This is a genomic window from Cryptosporangium phraense, from assembly GCF_006912135.1.
Classification (GTDB): Bacteria; Actinomycetota; Actinomycetes; order Mycobacteriales; family Cryptosporangiaceae; genus Cryptosporangium; species Cryptosporangium phraense.
The window spans coordinates 58660-76401 of record NZ_VIRS01000007.1 but is presented as its reverse complement, the minus strand read 5'-3'; the positions used below and the strand labels follow the sequence as shown (position 1 = coordinate 76401).

Genomic DNA, 17742 nt, shown 5'->3' with positions numbered 1-17742 from the left:
TCACGGAACCGTCATACGGCCGCGGGAAGACCTCCATGGGCCGCGGACAGGCTGGGACCATGATTCCGATCGTGTCGGTGCGGGTGGTCGAAGCGTTCACCGCGGCGCAGCTGCCGCTGATCCGGGCGGCGGTGGAGGAGGTGCTGGCGGTGTCGCCGCGGGTCGTCGTGCTCGAGCTCGACGAGTGCCCGGCGATCGACGCGGCCGGGGTCGCGTACGTCGTGGACCTGCACCGGCGTCTGCGCCGGGACGAACGGCGCCTCGAGGTGCACCACCCGACCGAGCGCGTCCGGCGCGTGCTCACCCACCTCCGCCTGGACCGGATCCTCCCGGTCCGCCCGGCGGCGTCGTCCCTGGACGGGGACGCGCCGGCCGCGGGCGCGGCGGTCGTGGGGGTGCGCTGAGCGCCTCACCCAGCCCGGTCCGCTCGCGGAGCCACCTCCCCTCCGCGCCGCGGGCGGACCGTCCTCGTCCGTGCGGAGGGCTCCCACGACCGGAGGTTCCCATGACGACCCGGCCGTCCACCCGCCGTCGCCCGCCGCTCCTCGCCGCCCTGCTGCTGGCGACCGCCTACTTCGCCCTGCTCGCCGGGATCCTCGGCGTCCACACGACCTGGATCATCGCCGCCCTGGTTTGCGCCAGTGCCGCCACCGTCGTCGAATCCCGCTCCCGCCGCCGCTGACCACGTCGTCCACAGCTTCGGCCCGCTCTCCACCGCCCACGGCCCAGCGTCTGGAGGCGGCCTCCATGTCCGCCGCCGTCATCCGCCCGGCGCGATCGAGTTGTGCGCGTTGTCCCACGTCGAGGCGTCCCGGCGGGGGCACGAACTGGTTGCGCCCGAGCGCGTCTTCCGTGCCCTCGTCCGTGAGCGCGACTGCATCGCCGCCCTGCTCGTGGAGCTCGCCTGACCCCGTCCTTCGGATTGCGGGCTTGTCAACGTTCAAGCAGGCCGGATAGCGGGCTTTTGCCGGCAAAGACCCAGCGATCGCGGTGGCGGCGTCGCGGAACACCGCGGAGTCGGCGGCAGGGTGGAGGTAGTCGTAGCCGACCGCGGCGCGTTCGTGTTGGTGGCCGCGGGTGACGTGGTCGCGGCTGTGGGCTTTCCCGCCGCCGCCGTCGGGGATGCGGCCGGGTTTTTGACGTCCACGTGGATGAGGCTGCCCGGGTCTGGGTGTTCGTAGCGTTGCGCGCCGAGGCGGGTGGCGCGGATGATCTGGCCGGTCACCGGGTCCAGCGCGGACAGCGGCGGCATCCGGTGGCGGGTCAGGATGCGCGCGAGGGTGCGGGCGGGGACGCCGGTGGCCGAGGTGATGCCGGCCGGGCCGGTGCGCAGCTGCTGGCGGGCGGCGATCACCGCGGTTTCGCGTTCGGTGGTGGTGCGGTGCGGGGCCGGTGCGGGAAGACCCTCCGGCGGCGATTACGGACCAGCGGGCGGGGAAAGCAGGGGCCGTGGACATCACCGAACTGATCCTCAGCGACCACCACGAGCAGCGGCGGATGTTCGCGATGCTCGACGACGTCGATCCGGGCGACACCGCCACGCTGGGCGCCCTCTGGACGCGGACCGCCGCGATGCTCGAGGTGCACGCCGAGGCCGAGGAGAAGTTCTTCTACCCCGAGCTGCTCGCGCTCGGCCACCGGCTGCGCAGCGAGGAGCCGGCCGAGGAGACGAAGGACGCCATCGGCGACCACAACGACATCCGCGACGGGATCCTCGAGGCGGCGAAGCACGACGTCGGCTCGGACGGCTGGTGGAAGGGCGTCCGGGCGGCCCGCGAGGCCAACGACGAGCACATGGGCGAGGAGGAGCACGAGGGCCTGGCCGACTTCCGCCGGCACGTCGACCTCGACACCCGGCACCGCATCGCAGTCACGTTCGCCGCCTACGAGGCGAGCCACGTCGACGGCGTCGAGGTCGTCGACAAGGACCCAGACGACTACGTCGAGGACAACAGTTAAGACAGCGACCGCTTGAGGATCTTGCCGGCGGCGTTGCGGGGGAGCGCGTCGAGCACGACGACCTCGCGCGGCACCTTGAAGTTGGCCAACCGCTCGCGCGCGAACCGCAGCACGTCGCCGGCCTCCACGGCCGCGCCGGGGCGGGCCGTGACGTAGGCGCGGCCGACCGAGCCCAGGCGGTCGTCGGGGACGCCGACGACCGCGGCCTCGGCCACCGCCGGGTGGTCGGCCAGGACGTTCTCGACCTCGGCCGGGTACACGTTGAACCCGCCGACCGTGAACATGTCCTTGATCCGGCCGGTGATGCGCAGGCAGCCGTGCTCGTCCAGCCGGCCCTGGTCGCCGGTGTGCAGCCAGCCGTCCGCATCGATGGCCAGCCGGGTGGCGTCCGGATCCTCGAAGTAGCCGAGCATCACGTTGGCGCCGCGGATCAGCACCTCGTCGTCGGCGTCGGCGATCCGGATCTCGAGGCCGGGGACGGCCGGGCCGACGTTCTCGGCGATGTGCAGCGGGTCCTCGCCGGGCCGGGACTTCGTCGCGACGACGCACTCGGTCAGGCCGTAGGCCTGGGCGACCTCGTCGAAGCCCAGCACGTCGCGCATCTGGAGGAACAGGTTCGGCGGCACCGAGGCCGCGCCGGCGATCGAGAACCGGAGCGAGCCCAGGTCGTAGGCGGTGCGCTTCGGGTGGTTGATCAGCGTGGTGAAGATCGTCGGGGCGCCGGGCAGGACCGTGATCCGCTCCCGCTCGATCAGCGCCAGCAGCGCCTCCGGGTCGAACGTGGCGACCGGGTGGATCGCGGTGCCCGCGGTCAGCGCGGCGACGATCCCGGCCTTGTAGCCGAAGCTGTGGAAGAACGGGTTGACGATCGCGTACCGGTCGTCCGGGCCGAGCGACGCGCCCCGGGCCCAGACCGTGGCGACCGAGAGCGTCTGCCGGTGGCTCGACATCACGCCCTTGGGCTCCCCGGTGGTGCCCGAGGTGAACAGCACGTCGGCCACGGTGTCCGGCTCGACGACGACGTCGGGGAGGCCGGCCGCCCCGGCGGCCAGGAAGTCGGCCCAGGGCACCGTGCCCTCGTGCGGGTCTCCCAGCTCGACGATCGCCCGCAGGTGCGGACGGTCGGCGGGCAACATCCCCAGGTAGTCGGTGCCCAGGAACCCGTCGTCGACGACCAGCACGGTGGCCCGGGAGCGGGTCAGGATCCGGTGCGCCTCCGGGCCGCGGAACCGGGTGTTCAGCGGCACCACGGCGAGCCCGGCCGACAGCGCGCCGAGCAGCGCGACGACGAACTCGGGCCGGTTCGGCGCCCACAGCGCGACGCGGTCGCCGGGGCGGGCGCCGGCCGCCCGATAGGCTCGGCTCGCGGCCCGGGCCTGCTCGTGCAGTTCGGCGTAGGTCGTCCGGACCGGCCCGTCGGCGATCGCGATCCGGTCGGCGAACGCCTCGCCCGCGTACCGCAGCAGCTCCGGAATCGTCTCGGACACGGCTACCTCCTGAGCAAATGCTTGTTCGGTAGGATCGGGGCATGGCCACCACGGAGTCCGTGCCGCGCTCGAAGCGCCGCGCCAGCTCGACGAAGGCGCAGGGGCGCCGCACCGAACTGCTGCGCATCGCCGCCGAGCTGTTCGCCACCAGGGGCTACACGACCACGACCGTGCGGGACATCGGCGACGCCGCGGGCATCCTGTCCGGCAGCCTCTACCACCACTTCGACTCCAAAGAGGCGATGCTCGACGAGATCCTGCGGGACTTCCTGGGGAGCCTGCACGAGGCGTTCGCCGAGATCGTCGCGGCCGGCGACCCGCCCCGGCAGGCGCTCGACGGGCTGATCCGGCACTCGTTCGCGACGATCGCCCAGCGCCCGCACGCGGTCGCGCTGTACCAGAACGAGTCGGCGCTGCTCACCTACCTGCCCGACTTCTCGTTCGTGGCCCGCACCAGCGGCGACATCACCGCGCTGTGGCTCGGGGTGCTGACCGCGGGCGTCGAGTCCGGCGACTTCCGGTCCGACCTGGAGCCCGGGGTCGCGTACCGGTTCATCCGGGACAGCGTGTGGGGGTCGGTCGGCTGGTTCAAGCCGCAGGGCAAGCTCACCCACGAGAAGCTCGCCGGCCAGTACCTCGCGATGCTCTACGGCGGCCTCCTGGCCGCCTGAGCTGTTCGAGCCGCCCGGGCCGCGGCCTGCGGCCGCTCCCGCCGCTCCCGCCGCTCATCCCGGCACCTCCCGGTCCCGCAGCCCGCGCGGGTCGATGACCTCGCGGATCAGCCGCAGCTCCTCCGCGGTCGGCGACCGCGTCCGTCCGGCGACCGGCCCGTCCAGCGGGAAGCCGGTCCGGGCCCGGACCTCGTCCGGCGTCACTCCCGGATGGACGGTCCGGATCCGTAGCCGCCCCTCCCCGTCGTAGTCGAGCACGGCGAGGTCGGTGATCACCACGCCGAGGTCGTGGAACCGCAACGCGGTGGACGGGTGCGCCCGGGCCCGGTCGTGCCCGACCCCGCAGACGACGTCCACGGCCTCGACGAACACCCGCGGCGAGTGCCGGGCCACCCAGTAGTCGGTCCGGTGGTTCACGGTGTTGCCGGGAGCGCCCCGGGCCCCGATCAGCTGGCGCTTCGGGCGGTTCCAGTCCGGGCCGATCCGGGAGATGTTCTGGTTCCCGAACCGGTCGACCTGGCTCGCGCCCATCATGCTGTGCCGCCGCCCGGCCGCCAGCACGTCGAACACGCTCCGGAACGGCAGCCAGCCCTCCACGACCCCGCCGTCGGCGGCCGTCCCGCCGAGCGGCGGCGGCTCGGCCATCAGGAACGCCTCGCCGTCCGAGAGCGCCAGCTCCGGGTTGCTGGTCAGCCGGGCCAGCCGCGCCCCGATCGACGGCACGGTCCCGACCGCGTGGGCCAGCACCCGGCCCGACCCGGCGAACGCGTCCGCGCACGCCACCGCGCACATCTCCGCCCTGGTCACGTCGGTCACGCGGTCGCCCCCTCCGGGACGCGGCGAGCGTGCAGGGCCCGCACCGCCGCGTGGTAGCTCGCCTCGTCGCCGTTCAGGTACTCGGCCGCGAACGCCTCCCACCGCTCGGGGCTGCCCGCCGCGTCCGCATAGGTCTGTTGGAACAGCTCGTCCCGGCCGTAGTCCGGGACGCACGTCGTGAAGTGCGCGCCGCCCGGCGCCTCCACCACCGCGTCGACGAACAGGCGGTTGACCAGCAGCGACTGCGGCGCGGCGGCAGCCAGCTCGGCCGTCTCGACGAGACGCTCGACGGACAGGACCGTCCGGTCGGCGGCCAGCGAGAACACGTCGTCGAAGTACGGGTCCGGCCCGAGGTACTGACCGTTGCCGTGCACGTCCCCGCGGTGCAGGTGGATCAGCGCGACGTCGGGCCGGATCCCCGGCACGGCGACGTACACCTCGTCGTCGTAGGGCGAGGCGACGGTACGCAGCTCCGGGTTCATCCGGAGGACGTCGCTCTCCAGGCCGGCCCGGGTCGGCAGGAACGACAGCCGCTGCGCACCGGCGCGCAGCGCGGCGACGAACATGCCCTCGTCGTACTCGGTGACCGGCAGCCCGCGCTGCTCGCGGGCGGCCCGGAAGTGCGGGTCGAGCGCGATGCTGTCGAGCGACACGAACCCGTACACGACCCGGCGCACCTTCCCGGCCGCGCACAGCAGGCCGACGTCGGGGCCGCCGAAGCTGACGACCGTGAGGTCGGTGACGTCGCTGCGCAGGAGCTGGCGGACCAGCGCCATCGGCTTGCGGCGCGACCCCCAGCCGCCGATACCGATCGTCATGCCGGACTCGACGACGGTCGTCAGGTCGCCGAGCTCGAGGGTCTTCCGAGTCATGCGGTCTCCGTGAGTATCCGGCGGCGGTGGTCGCGCGCCGTGCCGAACAGCTGCGCGGTGGCGTGGGCGCGCTTGAAGTACAGGTGGGCGTCGTGTTCCCAGGTGATCGCGGTGCCGCCGTGCAGCTGGACCATCTCGGCGGTGACGTACGTGAACGCGTCCGAGCACCAGGCCTTGGCCAGGGCCGCGCGGAACGGCAGGTCGGCCGGGTCGTACGCGGCCGCCCAGGCCGCGGCCCAGGACATCGAGCGGGCGGTCTCGACCCGGACCAGCATCTCGGCCGCGCGGTGCTTGAGGGCCTGGAACGAGCCGAGCGGACGGTCGAACTGGGTGCGGGTGCGCAGGTGCGCGACCGTGCGGTCCAGGGCCGCCCGGCACGCGCCGACCTGCAGCGCGGTGATCGCGGTCGCGGCCCGGTCGTGCAGGCGCGCCAGCCCGGCCCCGGCGTCCGCGCCGAGCAGGGTGGCGGGCGCGCGGTCGAGGGTGACCGACGCGAACCGCAGCGTCGGATCGAGCGCGGGCGTGGGGGTGACGGTCACGGCGGCCGGGTCCACCTCGAACAGCCCGAGCCCGGCGGGCACCGACGCCACCACCAGCAGCAACCCGGCGTCGGTCGCGTCGAGGACGAGCGTCGCGGTGCCGGAGAGCGACCAGCCGGACGTCGTCGGGGTCGCGTGCACGTCGGGCCCGTCGGTCCGGTGCCGGCCGCGGGCGTCGGCCCAGGCCAGCGCCGCGATCGTGGTGCCGGCGGCGATCGGGGGCAGCAGCCGGGCCCGCTCGTCCGGGCCCGCGCACTCCAGCAGCGCCCCGGCCCCGAGCACCGCCGAGCCGAACAGCGGCGACGGCGTGAGCCCGGCCCCGAGCCGCTCGAGCACGACGTGCGTCTCGAGCGCGGTGAACCCGGCCCCGCCGTACTCCTCCGGGATCGCCAGCCCGGCCGCGCCGATCTGCGCGCCGAGCGTCCGCCAGAGCTCGCGGTCGTACCCGGCGTCGATCGCGTCCCGCAGGCCGGTCACCGCGGCGCGCCGGGCGACGAGGCTGCTCACCGCGTCGGCGAGCGCCTGCTGGTCGTCGCTGGGCCCGAACCGCATCACACGGCCCCGAGGACGCGACGGCGGTGGTGGGCCGGGGTGCCCCAGGCGGCGACCAGCGCCCGCACCGCGAGGATCCAGCGGCTCAGGTCGAGCTCGCGGGTGTAGCCGATCGCGCCGTGGAGCTGCAGCGCGGTGCGCGCGGCCCGGAGCGCGCTGGTCCCGGCCAGCACCTTGGCCGCGGAGATCTCCCGGCCCCCGCCGCCGGCGTCGTGCTCCCGGGCCGCGCCGTGCACCAGCGGGCGGGTGAAGTCGAGGCCGACCTTCACGTCGGCCAGCGCGTGCTTCACCGCCTGGTACTCGCCGATCACCCGGCCGAACTGGCGGCGGGCCCGCACGTAGGCGACGGTCTCGTCGAGCAGCCGCTGCCCGGCGCCGGTGAGCCAGGCCGCGGTCGCCAGCGTGACGTCGTCCAGCGCGTCGCCGGGGGCCCGGCCCACGGCGTCGAGCGGGGTCAGCGCGGCGAGCCGTCGCACCGGGTCGACCGACTCGACTCCCCGGCCGGGGCGGGCCCGGTGCACGGTCTGTCCGGACAGGACGAACAGGTGGGTCGCGGTGTCCGCGTCCAGCGCGAACGGCGTCCCCGGGGGAGCGGCCACGCCGACCCGGGCGGTGCCCTTGGCGATCTCGGTGAGCAACGCCGGATCCAGGTCGCGGAGGAGCACGGGCGCGAGCGCGACCGTGTCGAGGTAGGGGCCGGGCACGCCCGCGTAGCCCAGGCGCTCGGCCGCCACGGCCAGGTCCAGGGCCGACCCGCCGGCGCCGCCGAGCGACTCCGGCACGCGCAGGCCGGTCACGCCCAGGTCGGCCAGCCCGGCCCAGATCCGGAACCCGGCCGACGGGTCGCCGGCCGCCCAGCGGCGGGCCGCGTCCGGCACGTCGGCGGCGGCCAGCGACGCGTCGATCGCCGCCGCGAACGCGTGCTGCTCGGCCGAGAGCGCGAACCTCATCCGCGCCTCCGGTCGTCGCCCCGGGGCAGTCCGAGGATCCGCTCGGCGACGATCGTCCGCTGGATCTCGTTCGTCCCGGCGTAGATCGGGCCGCCCAGCGCGAACAGGTAGTCGTCGGTCCAGGCCCCGCGGACCTCCTGCTCCGGGCCGAGCAGGGTCAGCGCGGTCTCGTGCAGGTCGACGTCGAGCTGCGACCAGAACAGCTTGTTGACGCTGCCGTGCGCGCCGGCCTCGCCACCGGAACGGAGCCGGTCGACGGTGTCCCAGGTGTAGTAGCGGTAGGCCTGAGCGCCGATCCAGGCGTCGGCGACCCCGTCCAGCGGTTCCGATCCGCACGCCCGCCAGAGGTCGAGCAGCCGGTCGGCGGCGGCCAGGAACCGGCCCGGGGCCCGCAGCGACAGCCCGCGCTCGTTACCGGCCGTGCTCATCGCGGTCCGCCAGCCGTCCCCGACCGCGCCGAGCACGTCCGCGTCGGGCACGAACACGTCGTCGAGGAAGATCTCGGCGAAGCCGGGATCGCCGTCGAGCTGGGGGATCGGCCGCACGGTGACGCCCGGGGCGTCCAGCGGGAACAGGAAGTAGGTCAGCCCGCGGTGCCGCTCGGCGTCCGGGTCGCTGCGGAACAGGCCGAAGGCGTAGTCGGCGAACGGGGCCCGGGAACTCCAGATCTTCTGCCCGTCGAGCACCCAGCCGCCCTCGGCCCGGGCCGCCCGGCTGCGGATGCCGGCCAGGTCGCTGCCGGCCTCGGGCTCCGACCAGGCCTGGGCCCAGACGACCGTCCCGTCGGCCATCGGCGGCAGGATCCGTTCCCGCTGCTCGGGGGTGCCGTGCGCGAACACGATCGGGGCCAGCAGCGTGATGCCGTTGGCCGCGATCCGGGTCGGCGCGCCGGCCCGGAAGTACTCCTCCTCGAAGATCACCCACTCGACCAGCGACGCGTCCCGGCCGCCGAACGCCTCCGGCCAGGCCACCACCGACCAGCGGGCGGCCGCGAGCTCGGCCTCCCAGGCCCGGTGCGCGCGGGCGCCCTCGGCGGTGTCCATCGAGGGCAGCCGGCCGGGCGAGTGCGCCCGCAGCCAGGCCCGGGCCTCGGCCCGGAACGCGTCCTCGGCCGGGGTGAACCCCAGGCCCCGGTCGGCGGGCGGTCCGTCGTCGTCCGGCCCGAAGTAGCCCGGGGTCCCGACCGCGCCCGGGTCACCGAGGAAGAACGGCGGCTCCACGCTCACGCCCGGTTCCCGCGGGCCATCGACCGCGCGTCCAGGCCGGCCAGGGAATCCGTACCGACCTCGGCGTTGTGCGCGTGGGCGGCGTGGTGCAGCCCGAACACCGAGTCCATCCCGACGCGCAGCCCCTGCGCGTCCTCGGCCTGGTTCACCGCCTTCTTGGCCAGCGCCAGCCCCAGCCGGGGCATCGCCGCGATCCGCCCGGCCAGGGCGAAGACCGTCGATTCGAGCTCGTCCCGGGGGACGACGTGGTTCACCATCCCGGCCGCCCGGGCCCGCTGCGCGGTCCACCGGTCGCCGGTGAACAGGAACTCCTTGGCCGCCCGCGGGCTCATCTGCCACGGGTGCGCGAAGTACTCCACGCCCGGGATCCCCATCCGGACGACCGGGTCGGAGAAGAACGCGTCCTCGGACGCGACGACGAAGTCGCACGACCAGGCCAGCATCAGCCCGCCCGCGATGCACGCCCCCTGCACCATCGCGATCATCGGTTTCGGGATCTCGCGCCAGCGCCGGCACATCCCGAGGTACACCTCGGACTCGCGGGCGTACCGGGAATCCACGCCCTGCTTGTCGGCGTGGTCCCACCAGATCACCGCGCGCCGGTCGAACGACTCGTCGACGTCCCGGCCCGGGGTCCCGATGTCGTGGCCGCCGCTGAAGTGCTTCCCCGCCCCGGCCAGCACGATCACCGCGACGTCGTCGTCGTCCACGGCGCGGGTGAAGAACGCGTCCAGCGCGTAGGTCACCTTCGAGTTCTGCGCGTTCGTGTATTTCGGACGATTGACGGTCACGAGCGCCACCGGTCCGCGAACCTCGTACGTAACGACCGGTTGTCCGTCCTCGACCGCGGGCTCGAACGTCGTCATGGGCACCAACCTACCAACCAAGTGCTTGGTCGGATAGGGTCCGGGTGTGACCGAGCCGTTCGCGGACGGGACCTCCTTCCGCAAGGAGGTCCGGACCTGGCTCGCCGACCATCTGGCCGGCGAGTTCGGCGCGCTGCGCGGCCTCGGCGGCTCCGGCCGCGAGCACGAGGCCTACGACGAGCGGATCGCCTGGAACCGGCACCTGGCCGCGCACGGCTGGACCTGCCTCGGCTGGCCGCCCGAGTACGGCGGCCGCGGGTTGTCGCTGGTCCAGCAGGTGATCTTCCACGAGGAGTACGCCCGCGCGAACGCCCCGGCCGGCGTCAACCACCTGGGCGAGCAGCTGCTCGGCCCGACGCTGATCGCGCTCGGCACGCGGGAACAGCAGGCCCGGTTCCTGCCCCGGATCAAGGCCGTCGACGAGCTCTGGTGCCAGGGCTACTCCGAGCCGGGGGCCGGCTCCGACCTGGCCGGCGTCCGCACCCAGGCCCGCCGCGACGGCGACGACTGGGTGATCGACGGGCAGAAGATCTGGACCTCGCTCGCGCACGCCGCCGACTGGATGTTCGCGCTGGTCCGCACCGAGCCGGGCTCGCGACGGCACGCCGGGCTCTCGTACCTGCTGGTGCCGTTGCGCCGGGACGGCGTCGAGATCCGGCCGATCCGCCAGCTGACCGGGACGTCGGAGTTCAACGAGGTGTTCTTCGACGGCGCGCGCACGCGCGCGGACCTGGTGGTCGGAGCGCCCGGGGACGGGTGGCGGGTCGCGATGGCGACCCTCGGCTTCGAACGCGGGGTCTCGACGATCGGGCAGCAGGTCGGGTTCGCGCGGGAGCTCGCCGCCGTCGTGGCCGCGGCCCGGTCGAACGGAACGTTCGACGATCCGCTGATCGCGGACCGCCTGGCGACGGCGAGGCTCGGCCTCGAGGTCCTCCGCACCCACGCACTGCGGACGCTGAGCGGCGAGCCGTCGCCGGGCGCGGACTCGGTGCAGAAGCTGCTCTGGGCCCGCTGGCACCGGGAGCTCGGGGAGCTGGCGATGGACGTCCGCGGCCCGGACGGCCTGACCGTCGGGCCGGGGTACGGCCTGGAGGAGTTCCAGACCCTGTACCTGTTCTCGCGGGCCGACACGATCTACGGCGGGTCCGACGAGGTGCAGCGGAACATTCTCGCCGAGCGGGTCCTCGGCCTACCCAAGGAGCCGCGCGGATGAGGGGCCACTCGCTGCTGGAGGGCCGGGTCGTGGTGGTGACCGCGGCGGCCGGAGCGGGCATCGGTGCGGCGGTCGTGCGCCGCTGCCTGGAGGAGGACGCCCGCGCGGTGGTCCTCGGCGACATTCACGAGCGACGCCTGGATTCGGCGCTGGACGAGTTGCGGGCCGAGTTCGGGGCCTCCCGCGTCGACGCCGTGCTCTGTGACGTGACGGTCGAGGACGACGTCGAGGCGCTGCTGGCCGCGGCCGACGCGTTCGGCGGCGTCGACGTGCTGGTGAACAACGCCGGGCTGGGCGGCACCGCGTCGATCCTGGAGATGACCGACGACGCCTGGTCGAAGGTCCTCGACATCACGCTGACCGGGACCATGCGCTGCACCCGGGCGGCCGCGCGCCGGTTCGTGGCCCGCGGCGCGCCCGGGGTCATCGTCAACAACGCGTCGGTCGTCGGCTGGCGGGCGCAGGCCGGGCAGGCGCACTACGCGGCGGCGAAGGCCGGCGTGATGGCGCTGACCCGGTGCAGCGCGCTCGACCTGGCCCCGCACGGCATCCGGGTGAACGCGGTCGCGCCGAGCCTGGCCATGCACCCGTTCCTGGCCAAGGTCACCAGCGAGGAGGTCCTGGCCTCGCTGACCGCGGCCGAGGCGTTCGGCCGGGCGGCCGAGCCGGAGGAGGTCGCGAACGTGATCGTGTTCCTGGCCGGCGAGTACTCGTCCTACCTGACCGGCGAGGTCGTGTCGGTCAGCAGCCAGCACCCGTGATCGGAGACTCCGATGCCTGAGGCGTACCTCGTGGACGCGGTCCGGACCCCGGTGGGGAAGCGGGGCGGGGCGCTGGCCGGGATCCACCCGGCCGACCTGGGCGGCCACGTGCTGGCCGCGCTGATGCGCCGGACCGGCGTCGACCCCGGTGCGGTCGACGACGTGATCCTGGGCTGCTGCGACACGATCGGCGGCCAGGCCGGGGACGTGGCCCGGACGGCCTGGCTGGTCGCCGGGCTGCCCGACCACGTGCCCGGCGTCACGATCGACCGGCAGTGCGGGTCGTCGCAGCAGGCCGTGCACTTCGCCGCGCAGGCCGTGCTGTCGGGCACCGCCGATCTGGTCGTCGCGGGCGGGGTGCAGAACATGTCGGCGATCCCGATCTCGGCGGCGATGACCGTCGGGACGCAGTTCGGGTTCACGACGCCGTTCGCCGAGTCGCCCGGCTGGCGGGCCCGCTACGGCGACCAGGAGGTGTCGCAGTTCCGGGCGGCCGAGATGATCGCCGAGAAGTGGGGGATCTCCCGCGAGCGGATGGAGTCGTTCGCGCTCGGCTCGCACGTCAAGGCCCTCGACGCGATCGACTCCGGGCGGTTCGCGGCCGAGATCGAGCCGGTCGGGGATTTCGCGGTCGACGAGGGGCCGCGCCGGGGCACGTCGCCGGCGTCGATGGCCGGGCTGAAGCCGCTGCGTCCGGACGGGCGGCTGACCGCGGCCCTGGCGTCCCAGATCAGCGACGCGGCCAGCGCGCTGCTGGTCGCGTCCGAGGACGCGGTCCGCGTCCACGGGCTGGCCCCGCGGGCCCGGGTGCACCACCTGTCGGTGCTGGCCGACGATCCGGTGTGGATGCTCACCGGCCCGATCCCGGCGACGCGCCGGGCGCTGGCGCGCACGGGGCTGTCGATCGACGACATCGACCTGTTCGAGGTCAACGAGGCGTTCGCGTCGGTGGTGCTGGCCTGGGCGGCCGAGGTCGGCGCGGACCTGGCCAGGGTGAACGTGAACGGCGGGGCGATCGCCCTGGGCCACCCGATCGGCGCGACCGGGACGCGGCTGATGACGACGCTGCTGAACGAACTGGAGCGCCGGGGTGGCCGCTACGGCCTGCAGGTGATGTGCGAGGGCGGCGGCCAGGCCAACGTCACGATCCTCGAACGGCTCTGAGCCGGGCGGTCGCGTCGGCGACGATCCGGGCGACGAGTTCCTCGCAGGTGGGCAGGTCGTCGAGGAGGCCGACGACCTGGCCGGAGGCGAGCATCCCGGCGTTCGGGTCGCCCTCCACCAGGCCCGCCCGCAGCAGCATCGGGGTGTTGGCGGCGAGCAGCAGCTGGCTCCAGGAGCGGTCGCCGGCGCGTTTCATCGCCCGGCCGTCGCGGAGGACCTCGCGCCAGGTGGCGCCGCTCATCCGTCGGTAGGCGGCCGCCCGCCGCGCGGATCGGAGCGCCCGGACCAGCGCGTTCTCGTGCTCCAGACCCTCGACGTACCGGGTGCGCAACAGCCGGTGGGGCATCCCGTCGGCCTTCGTCGTGACGACCGTGCCGTCCAGGCCGGACCCCAGGTACACCTGCTTCACGGCGTCGGGCACCGCGCTGTCGCGGGTCAGCAGGAAGCGCGTCCCCATGCCGATGCCGGCCGCGCCGTAGGCGAGGGCGGCGGCCAGGCCGCGGCCGTCGAAGAAGCCGCCGGCCGCGACGACCGGGATGTCGACCGCGTCGAGGACCGACGGGAGCAGCAGCGTCGTCGGGACCGGGCCGGTGTGGCCGCCGCCCTCGCCGCCCTGCACCATCACCAGGTCCGCGCCCCAGCCGGCCACCTTGCGGGCATGCCTGGCCGCGCCGATCGACGGCATGACGACGACGCCGTGCTCCTTGAGCCGGGCGATCTGCTCGGGCCGGGGAGCCAGCGCGAACGACGCGACCTTCACGCCGTGCCGGATCAGCAGGTCGACGCGGGCCCCGGCGTCGCCGGCGTCGGCCCGCAGGTTGACGCCGAACGGGCGGTCGGTGCGCTCCCGCACCTCGACGATGGCCTTCTCGAGCTGGTCGAGCGTCATCGTGGCCGAGGCCAGGATGCCCAGCGCGCCGGCCCGGGCGGTCGCCGCCACCAGCCGGGGCCCGGCCACCCAGCCCATCCCGGTCTGCACGATCGGGTGCTCGACGCCGGTGAGCTCGGTCAGCGGCGTGCGCAGGTTCATCGGGGAGCCTTCCCGTCGCCGACGAACGCGTCCCGGCGCTCGTCGGCGACCCCGGCCAGGTTGAGCTCGAACGTGAAGCCCTGCTCGAACCGGTAGCTGCGGTTGACGTCGACCGGGTCGATGCCGTTGAGCGCCTCCTTCGCGGCCCGGATCACCCGCGGGTCCTTGGCCGCGATCTCCCGGGCCAGGCCCAGCGCGGCCTCGTCGAGCCGGTCGCGCGGCACGGTCTCGACGACCGATCCGAACTGGACCAGCGCCGACGCCGGGATCGTCCGGCCGGTGAAGTACAGCGTCCGCATCAGGTGCTGGGGTACCAGCCGGGCCAGGTGGGTGGCCGCGCCGAGCGCGCCCCGGTCGACCTCGGGGACGCCGAAGTACGCGTCGTCGGCGGCCACCACCGCGTCGCAGTTCCCGACCAGCCCGACGCCGCCGCCGAGGCAGAACCCGTGCACGGCCGCCACCACCGGCACCGGGCACTCGTACACGGCCTTGAACGCGGCGAAGCAGCCCTTGTTCGCGCCGAGCAGCGCCGAGAAGCCCTCGGTGCGCTGCATCTCCTTGATGTCGACCCCGGCGTTGAACCCGCGCCCCTCGGCGCGCAGCACGACCACCCGGACGTCCGGCCCGACGCCGGACAGCGCGTCGGCCAGCGCGAACCAGGCCGCCACCGGTAGCGCGTTGACCGGCGGATAGTCCATCGTGACGACCGCGATCCCGTCGTCGCCCAGCGCTGTCCCCAGTGGCATCCGGCGTTCCTAACCTAGCGATTGCTTGGTAGCGTAGCTCACATGAGCGGCCTCTTGGACGGACGGATCGCGATCGTCACCGGGGCGGGCCGGGGCCTGGGCCGGGAGCACGCGCTCGAGCTGGCCCGCCAGGGCGCCACCGTGATCGTCAACGACCTCGGGACGTCCGGCGCCGGGGAGGGTTCCTCGGCCGGGCCCGCCGACGAGGTGGTCGCGCAGATCCGCGCGGCCGGGGGCGAAGCCGTCACCAACAACGCCGACGTGGCCGATTTCGCCGCCGCCGAGGGCCTCGTGAAGCAGGCGATCGCCACGTTCGGTGGGCTCGACGTGCTCGTCAACAACGCTGGCTTCGTCCGCGACCGGATGCTCGTCAACACGTCCGAAGAGGAGTGGGACGCGGTGATCCGCGTCCACCTGAAGGGGCACTTCGCGATGCTGAGGCACGCGGGGGCGTACTGGCGGGCGGAGGCGAAGGCCGGGCGGCCGCGGGCCGCGCGGGTGATCAACACGTCGTCCGGCGCCGGGCTGCAGGGCAGCGTCGGGCAGGCGACGTACTCGGCGGCCAAGGCCGGCATCGCCGGTCTGACGCTGGTCGCCGCGGCCGAGCTGAAGCCGTACGGGGTGACGGTGAACGCGCTCGCGCCGTCGGCCCGGACCCGGATGACCGAGGCCGTGTTCGCGGCCACGATGACCGCCCCGGACCAGGGGTTCGACCGGATGCACCCGGCGAACGTGTCGCCGGTCGTCGCCTGGCTCGCGTCCCCCGGCGCGGCCGACGTGACCGGGCGGGTGATCGAGGTCGAGGGCAGCCGGATCTGCGTCGAGGACGGCTGGCGGCACGGCCCGGCCGCCGACCGCGACGACCGCTGGGACGCGGCCGCGGTCGGCCCGGCACTGCGCGACCTGCTGGCCCGGGCCGGGGACCCCGAACCGCCCTACGGTGCCCGGTGAACGTCTTCGAGGAGGCCGCGCTCGGGCCGGTCCGGCTGCGCAACCGGGTGATCAAGTCGGCCACGTACGAGAACCGGTCACGCAACGGGCTGGTCACCGACGAGCTGATCGCGTTCCACGAACGGTTCGCGGCCGGCGGCGTCGGACTGACGACCGTCGCCTACTGCGCGGTCGCGCCGGAGGGCCGCACCGACCGGCACCAGATCGTCTGGCGGGCCGAGGCCCTGCCCGGCCTGCGCCGGCTCACCGACGCGGTGCACGCGCACGGCGCGGCGGTCTCGGCGCAGATCGGGCACGCGGGCCCGGTCGGGCTCTCCCGCGGCGCGGGAGCGGTCGCGCTCACCCCCAGCCGGTTCGCCACGCCGGTGACCGTGCCGGCCCGCACGGCGACGCGCGCCGACCTCGAGCGGATCGTCGGCCAGCACGCCGACGCGGTCCGGATGGCGATCGGGGCCGGGTTCGACGCGGTCGAGATCCACCTCGGCCACCACTACCTGGCCAGCGCGTTCCTCAGCCCGCGGCTCAACCGTCGCCGCGACGAGTACGGCGGCCCGCTGGAGAACCGGGCCCGGTTCCCGCGGGCGATCATGCGCGCGGTCCGCGAGGCCGCCGGCGACCGGATCGCGGTGCTGGCCAAGCTCAACCTCGACGACGGCGTCCGGCGCGGGTTCGCCCTCGACGAGTCGGTCGCCGTCGCGCGCCTGCTCGAGGAGGACGGCACCGTCGACGCGCTCGAGATGACCGCCGGGAGCTCGCTGCTCAACCCGATGTACCTGTTCACCGGCGACGCCCCGGTCCGGGAGTTCGCGGCCGCCATGCCCCAGCCGCTGCGCACCGGGCTGCGCCTGGCCGGAAAGCGGTTCCTGCGCGAGTACCCGTACACCGACGCCTACCTGCTCCCCGACGCCCGCCGGGTGCGGGCCGCGATCGGGCTCCCGATGGTGCTGCTCGGCGGCGTCACGAACCGGGCGACGATGGACCTCGCGCTGTCCGAGGGGTTCGCGTTCGTCGCGATGGGCCGGGCGCTGCTGGCCGACCCCGACCTGGTCGACCGGATCCGGGCCGACCCGGGCGTGCGCAGCCGGTGCGACCACCGCAACCGCTGCATGCCGACGATCTACTCCGACCGCAGCCACTGCGTCCTCAACCCGTGACCGGATACCAGACCGGGTGCTTCGGGTCCCGGTCGTCGCCGGACGAGCGGCCGTGCAGGCGCCGGTTCACCCAGGGCAGGACGTGCTCCCGGTAGTACCGCACGGTGTGGCGCGCGGCCGGCGGCGCCGGGGGCGCGGGCTCCGGGACGTCGCCGTAGCCGAGCGCGTGCAGCACCAGGCCGGCCACCCGGGCGTGCCCGGCCGGGGCCAGGTGCAGCCGGTCCGGCGACCAGTACCGCTCGTGCCGGATCTCCTCGTCCTCGAACGCGCTCACGAACGTCAGGTCGTATTTCGCGGCCAGCGCCCGGGTGCGCGCGGTCAGGACCGCGCCCCGGCGGCGCACGAGCCGGCCCAGCGGCAGCCGCGCGGTCGGGTCGGCGCCGGACAGCAGCACCAGCCGGACCCCGGCGTCCCGGCAGCGGCGCACCGCGCCCTCGGTCAGTGTCATCAGGTCGTCGAGGTGGATGCCCGGGCGGAGCATGTCGTTGCCGCCGCCGTTGAGCGTCATCAGGTCGGGGAGCGGGTCGAGCGCCAGGGCCGCGTCGAGCTGCCCGGTCACGATCGGGCGCAGCAGGCGCCCGCGGATCGCCAGGTTCGCGTACTCGACCGGGGGCGCGGCCGCGGCCAGGCCCTCGGCGACCCGGTCGGCCCAGCCCCGGAGCGTGCCGTCGGGCCGGACGTCGCCGACTCCCTCGGTGAAACTGTCGCCGATCGCCGCATACCGCATGTCCGGTATTGGATCAGGCGTCCCGCTCGCGGTGGCGGGGGGACCTGACTTTCGGCAG

The 17742-nt window shown here is 74.5% G+C and carries 20 protein-coding genes; 9 read left to right on the top strand and 11 right to left on the bottom strand.

From position 1 onward, the window contains the following. The first annotated feature begins 59 nt into the window (after positions 1-59). Both FL583_RS12075 and FL583_RS40065 read left to right on the top strand, forming a co-directional pair. Positions 60-404: an STAS domain-containing protein gene (locus FL583_RS12075; protein WP_170323612.1), complete on the top strand. Its 345-nt coding sequence runs from the start codon at positions 60-62 to the stop codon at positions 402-404. Between the two features lie 101 nt (positions 405-505). Then, positions 506-682 (top strand): hypothetical protein, encoded by a 177-nt coding sequence (locus FL583_RS40065; RefSeq protein WP_170323611.1) that lies wholly within the window; start codon positions 506-508, stop codon positions 680-682. A 258-nt stretch (positions 683-940) separates the two neighbouring features. Here FL583_RS40065 and FL583_RS42895 read toward each other — a convergent pair whose 3' ends face one another. Then, the gene (locus FL583_RS42895) at positions 941-1354 is read right to left on the bottom strand and encodes a hypothetical protein (RefSeq protein ID WP_142704686.1); all 414 of its coding nucleotides are present in this window, start codon (positions 1352-1354) and stop codon (positions 941-943) included. Between the two features lie 95 nt (positions 1355-1449). Here FL583_RS42895 and FL583_RS12065 point away from each other — a divergent pair, with 95 nt between their 5' ends. Next, complete coding sequence (locus FL583_RS12065; protein ID WP_142704685.1) at positions 1450-1959, top strand: hemerythrin domain-containing protein; 510 nt, start codon at positions 1450-1452, stop codon at positions 1957-1959. Here the strand turns inward: FL583_RS12065 and FL583_RS12060 are convergent. After that, complete coding sequence (locus FL583_RS12060; protein WP_142704684.1) at positions 1956-3446, bottom strand: AMP-binding protein; 1491 nt, start codon at positions 3444-3446, stop codon at positions 1956-1958. The two genes, FL583_RS12065 and FL583_RS12060, sit on opposite strands and share 4 nt — an antisense overlap. Before the next feature lie 41 nt (positions 3447-3487). Here FL583_RS12060 and FL583_RS12055 point away from each other — a divergent pair, with 41 nt between their 5' ends. After that, a complete protein-coding gene (locus tag FL583_RS12055; protein ID WP_142704683.1) occupies positions 3488-4117 on the top strand; it encodes a TetR/AcrR family transcriptional regulator in 630 nt (209 codons plus the stop codon). A gap of 54 nt (positions 4118-4171) precedes the next feature. Here FL583_RS12055 and FL583_RS12050 read toward each other — a convergent pair whose 3' ends face one another. The 6 genes from FL583_RS12050 to FL583_RS12025 all read right to left on the bottom strand — a co-directional run bounded on the left by FL583_RS12050 (position 4172) and on the right by FL583_RS12025 (position 9938). Continuing rightward, positions 4172-4909, bottom strand: a complete 738-nt coding sequence (locus tag FL583_RS12050; RefSeq protein ID WP_142704852.1) for a CoA-transferase subunit beta — start codon at positions 4907-4909, stop codon at positions 4172-4174. A 20-nt stretch (positions 4910-4929) separates the two neighbouring features. Then, entirely contained in the window at positions 4930-5805 is an 876-nt protein-coding gene (locus FL583_RS12045; RefSeq protein WP_142704682.1) for a CoA transferase subunit A, read from the bottom strand. Then, positions 5802-6896 carry an acyl-CoA dehydrogenase family protein gene (locus FL583_RS12040; RefSeq protein ID WP_142704681.1) on the bottom strand — a complete coding sequence of 365 codons (1095 nt, stop codon included), beginning with the start codon at positions 6894-6896 and terminating at the stop codon, positions 5802-5804. Before FL583_RS12040 ends, FL583_RS12045 begins: the two co-directional genes overlap by 4 nt. Next, positions 6896-7846 (bottom strand): acyl-CoA dehydrogenase family protein, encoded by a 951-nt coding sequence (locus tag FL583_RS12035; protein WP_142704680.1) that lies wholly within the window; start codon positions 7844-7846, stop codon positions 6896-6898. Before FL583_RS12035 ends, FL583_RS12040 begins: the two co-directional genes overlap by 1 nt. Next, positions 7843-8973 (bottom strand): acyl-CoA dehydrogenase family protein, encoded by a 1131-nt coding sequence (locus tag FL583_RS12030; RefSeq protein WP_420843134.1) that lies wholly within the window; start codon positions 8971-8973, stop codon positions 7843-7845. Before FL583_RS12030 ends, FL583_RS12035 begins: the two co-directional genes overlap by 4 nt. A 95-nt stretch (positions 8974-9068) precedes the next feature. Next, on the bottom strand, positions 9069-9938 hold the full coding sequence (locus tag FL583_RS12025; RefSeq protein ID WP_142704679.1) for an enoyl-CoA hydratase: 870 nt from the start codon (positions 9936-9938) through the stop codon (positions 9069-9071). A 46-nt stretch (positions 9939-9984) separates the two neighbouring features. Between FL583_RS12025 and FL583_RS12020 the strand changes: the two genes are divergently transcribed. The 3 genes from FL583_RS12020 to FL583_RS12010 are packed head-to-tail and all read left to right on the top strand — an operon-like array spanning position 9985 to position 13076. Continuing rightward, positions 9985-11151, top strand: coding sequence for an acyl-CoA dehydrogenase family protein (locus FL583_RS12020; protein ID WP_142704678.1), 1167 nt, complete (start codon positions 9985-9987; stop codon positions 11149-11151). Continuing rightward, positions 11148-11912 carry an SDR family oxidoreductase gene (locus FL583_RS12015; RefSeq protein ID WP_142704677.1) on the top strand — a complete coding sequence of 255 codons (765 nt, stop codon included), beginning with the start codon at positions 11148-11150 and terminating at the stop codon, positions 11910-11912. The genes FL583_RS12020 and FL583_RS12015 overlap by 4 nt, the downstream gene beginning before the upstream one ends. 12 nt (positions 11913-11924) lie before the next feature. Further along, complete coding sequence (locus FL583_RS12010) at positions 11925-13076, top strand: acetyl-CoA C-acetyltransferase (RefSeq protein ID WP_142704676.1); 1152 nt, start codon at positions 11925-11927, stop codon at positions 13074-13076. Here FL583_RS12010 and FL583_RS12005 read toward each other — a convergent pair. Beyond that, positions 13054-14106, bottom strand: coding sequence for an NAD(P)H-dependent flavin oxidoreductase (locus FL583_RS12005; RefSeq protein ID WP_142704675.1), 1053 nt, complete (start codon positions 14104-14106; stop codon positions 13054-13056). The two genes, FL583_RS12010 and FL583_RS12005, sit on opposite strands and share 23 nt — an antisense overlap. Beyond that, positions 14103-14852 carry an enoyl-CoA hydratase family protein gene (locus tag FL583_RS12000; RefSeq protein WP_142704674.1) on the bottom strand — a complete coding sequence of 250 codons (750 nt, stop codon included), beginning with the start codon at positions 14850-14852 and terminating at the stop codon, positions 14103-14105. Before FL583_RS12000 ends, FL583_RS12005 begins: the two co-directional genes overlap by 4 nt. Positions 14853-14894: 42 nt before the next feature. Between FL583_RS12000 and FL583_RS11995 the strand changes: the two genes are divergently transcribed. Then, positions 14895-15803 carry an SDR family oxidoreductase gene (locus FL583_RS11995; RefSeq protein ID WP_142704673.1) on the top strand — a complete coding sequence of 303 codons (909 nt, stop codon included), beginning with the start codon at positions 14895-14897 and terminating at the stop codon, positions 15801-15803. Next, complete coding sequence (locus tag FL583_RS11990) at positions 15800-16957, top strand: NADH:flavin oxidoreductase (RefSeq protein WP_142704672.1); 1158 nt, start codon at positions 15800-15802, stop codon at positions 16955-16957. The genes FL583_RS11995 and FL583_RS11990 overlap by 4 nt, the downstream gene beginning before the upstream one ends. Here the strand turns inward: FL583_RS11990 and FL583_RS11985 are convergent. Then, positions 16947-17684 (bottom strand): SGNH/GDSL hydrolase family protein, encoded by a 738-nt coding sequence (locus FL583_RS11985; protein WP_142704671.1) that lies wholly within the window; start codon positions 17682-17684, stop codon positions 16947-16949. The two genes, FL583_RS11990 and FL583_RS11985, sit on opposite strands and share 11 nt — an antisense overlap. Positions 17685-17742: the final 58 nt, after the last annotated feature.

Bases quoted from the DNA above. Each gene is read 5' to 3' on its own strand.
- FL583_RS12015 (WP_142704677.1), top strand. From the start codon at position 11,148: ATGAGGGGCCACTCGCTGCTGGAGGGCCGGGTCGTGGTGGTGACCGCG.
- FL583_RS12075 (WP_170323612.1), top strand. From the start codon at position 60: ATGATTCCGATCGTGTCGGTGCGGGTGGTCGAAGCGTTCACCGCGGCG.
- FL583_RS12010 (WP_142704676.1), top strand. From the start codon at position 11,925: ATGCCTGAGGCGTACCTCGTGGACGCGGTCCGGACCCCGGTGGGGAAG.
- FL583_RS12045 (WP_142704682.1), bottom strand. From the start codon at position 5,805: ATGACTCGGAAGACCCTCGAGCTCGGCGACCTGACGACCGTCGTCGAG.
- FL583_RS12000 (WP_142704674.1), bottom strand. From the start codon at position 14,852: ATGCCACTGGGGACAGCGCTGGGCGACGACGGGATCGCGGTCGTCACG.
- FL583_RS12040 (WP_142704681.1), bottom strand. From the start codon at position 6,896: ATGCGGTTCGGGCCCAGCGACGACCAGCAGGCGCTCGCCGACGCGGTG.
- FL583_RS12055 (WP_142704683.1), top strand. From the start codon at position 3,488: ATGGCCACCACGGAGTCCGTGCCGCGCTCGAAGCGCCGCGCCAGCTCG.
- FL583_RS11995 (WP_142704673.1), top strand. From the start codon at position 14,895: ATGAGCGGCCTCTTGGACGGACGGATCGCGATCGTCACCGGGGCGGGC.
- FL583_RS40065 (WP_170323611.1), top strand. From the start codon at position 506: ATGACGACCCGGCCGTCCACCCGCCGTCGCCCGCCGCTCCTCGCCGCC.
- FL583_RS12025 (WP_142704679.1), bottom strand. From the start codon at position 9,938: ATGACGACGTTCGAGCCCGCGGTCGAGGACGGACAACCGGTCGTTACG.
- FL583_RS11985 (WP_142704671.1), bottom strand. From the start codon at position 17,684: ATGCGGTATGCGGCGATCGGCGACAGTTTCACCGAGGGAGTCGGCGAC.
- FL583_RS12035 (WP_142704680.1), bottom strand. From the start codon at position 7,846: ATGAGGTTCGCGCTCTCGGCCGAGCAGCACGCGTTCGCGGCGGCGATC.
- FL583_RS12005 (WP_142704675.1), bottom strand. From the start codon at position 14,106: ATGAACCTGCGCACGCCGCTGACCGAGCTCACCGGCGTCGAGCACCCG.
- FL583_RS12050 (WP_142704852.1), bottom strand. From the start codon at position 4,909: ATGTGCGCGGTGGCGTGCGCGGACGCGTTCGCCGGGTCGGGCCGGGTG.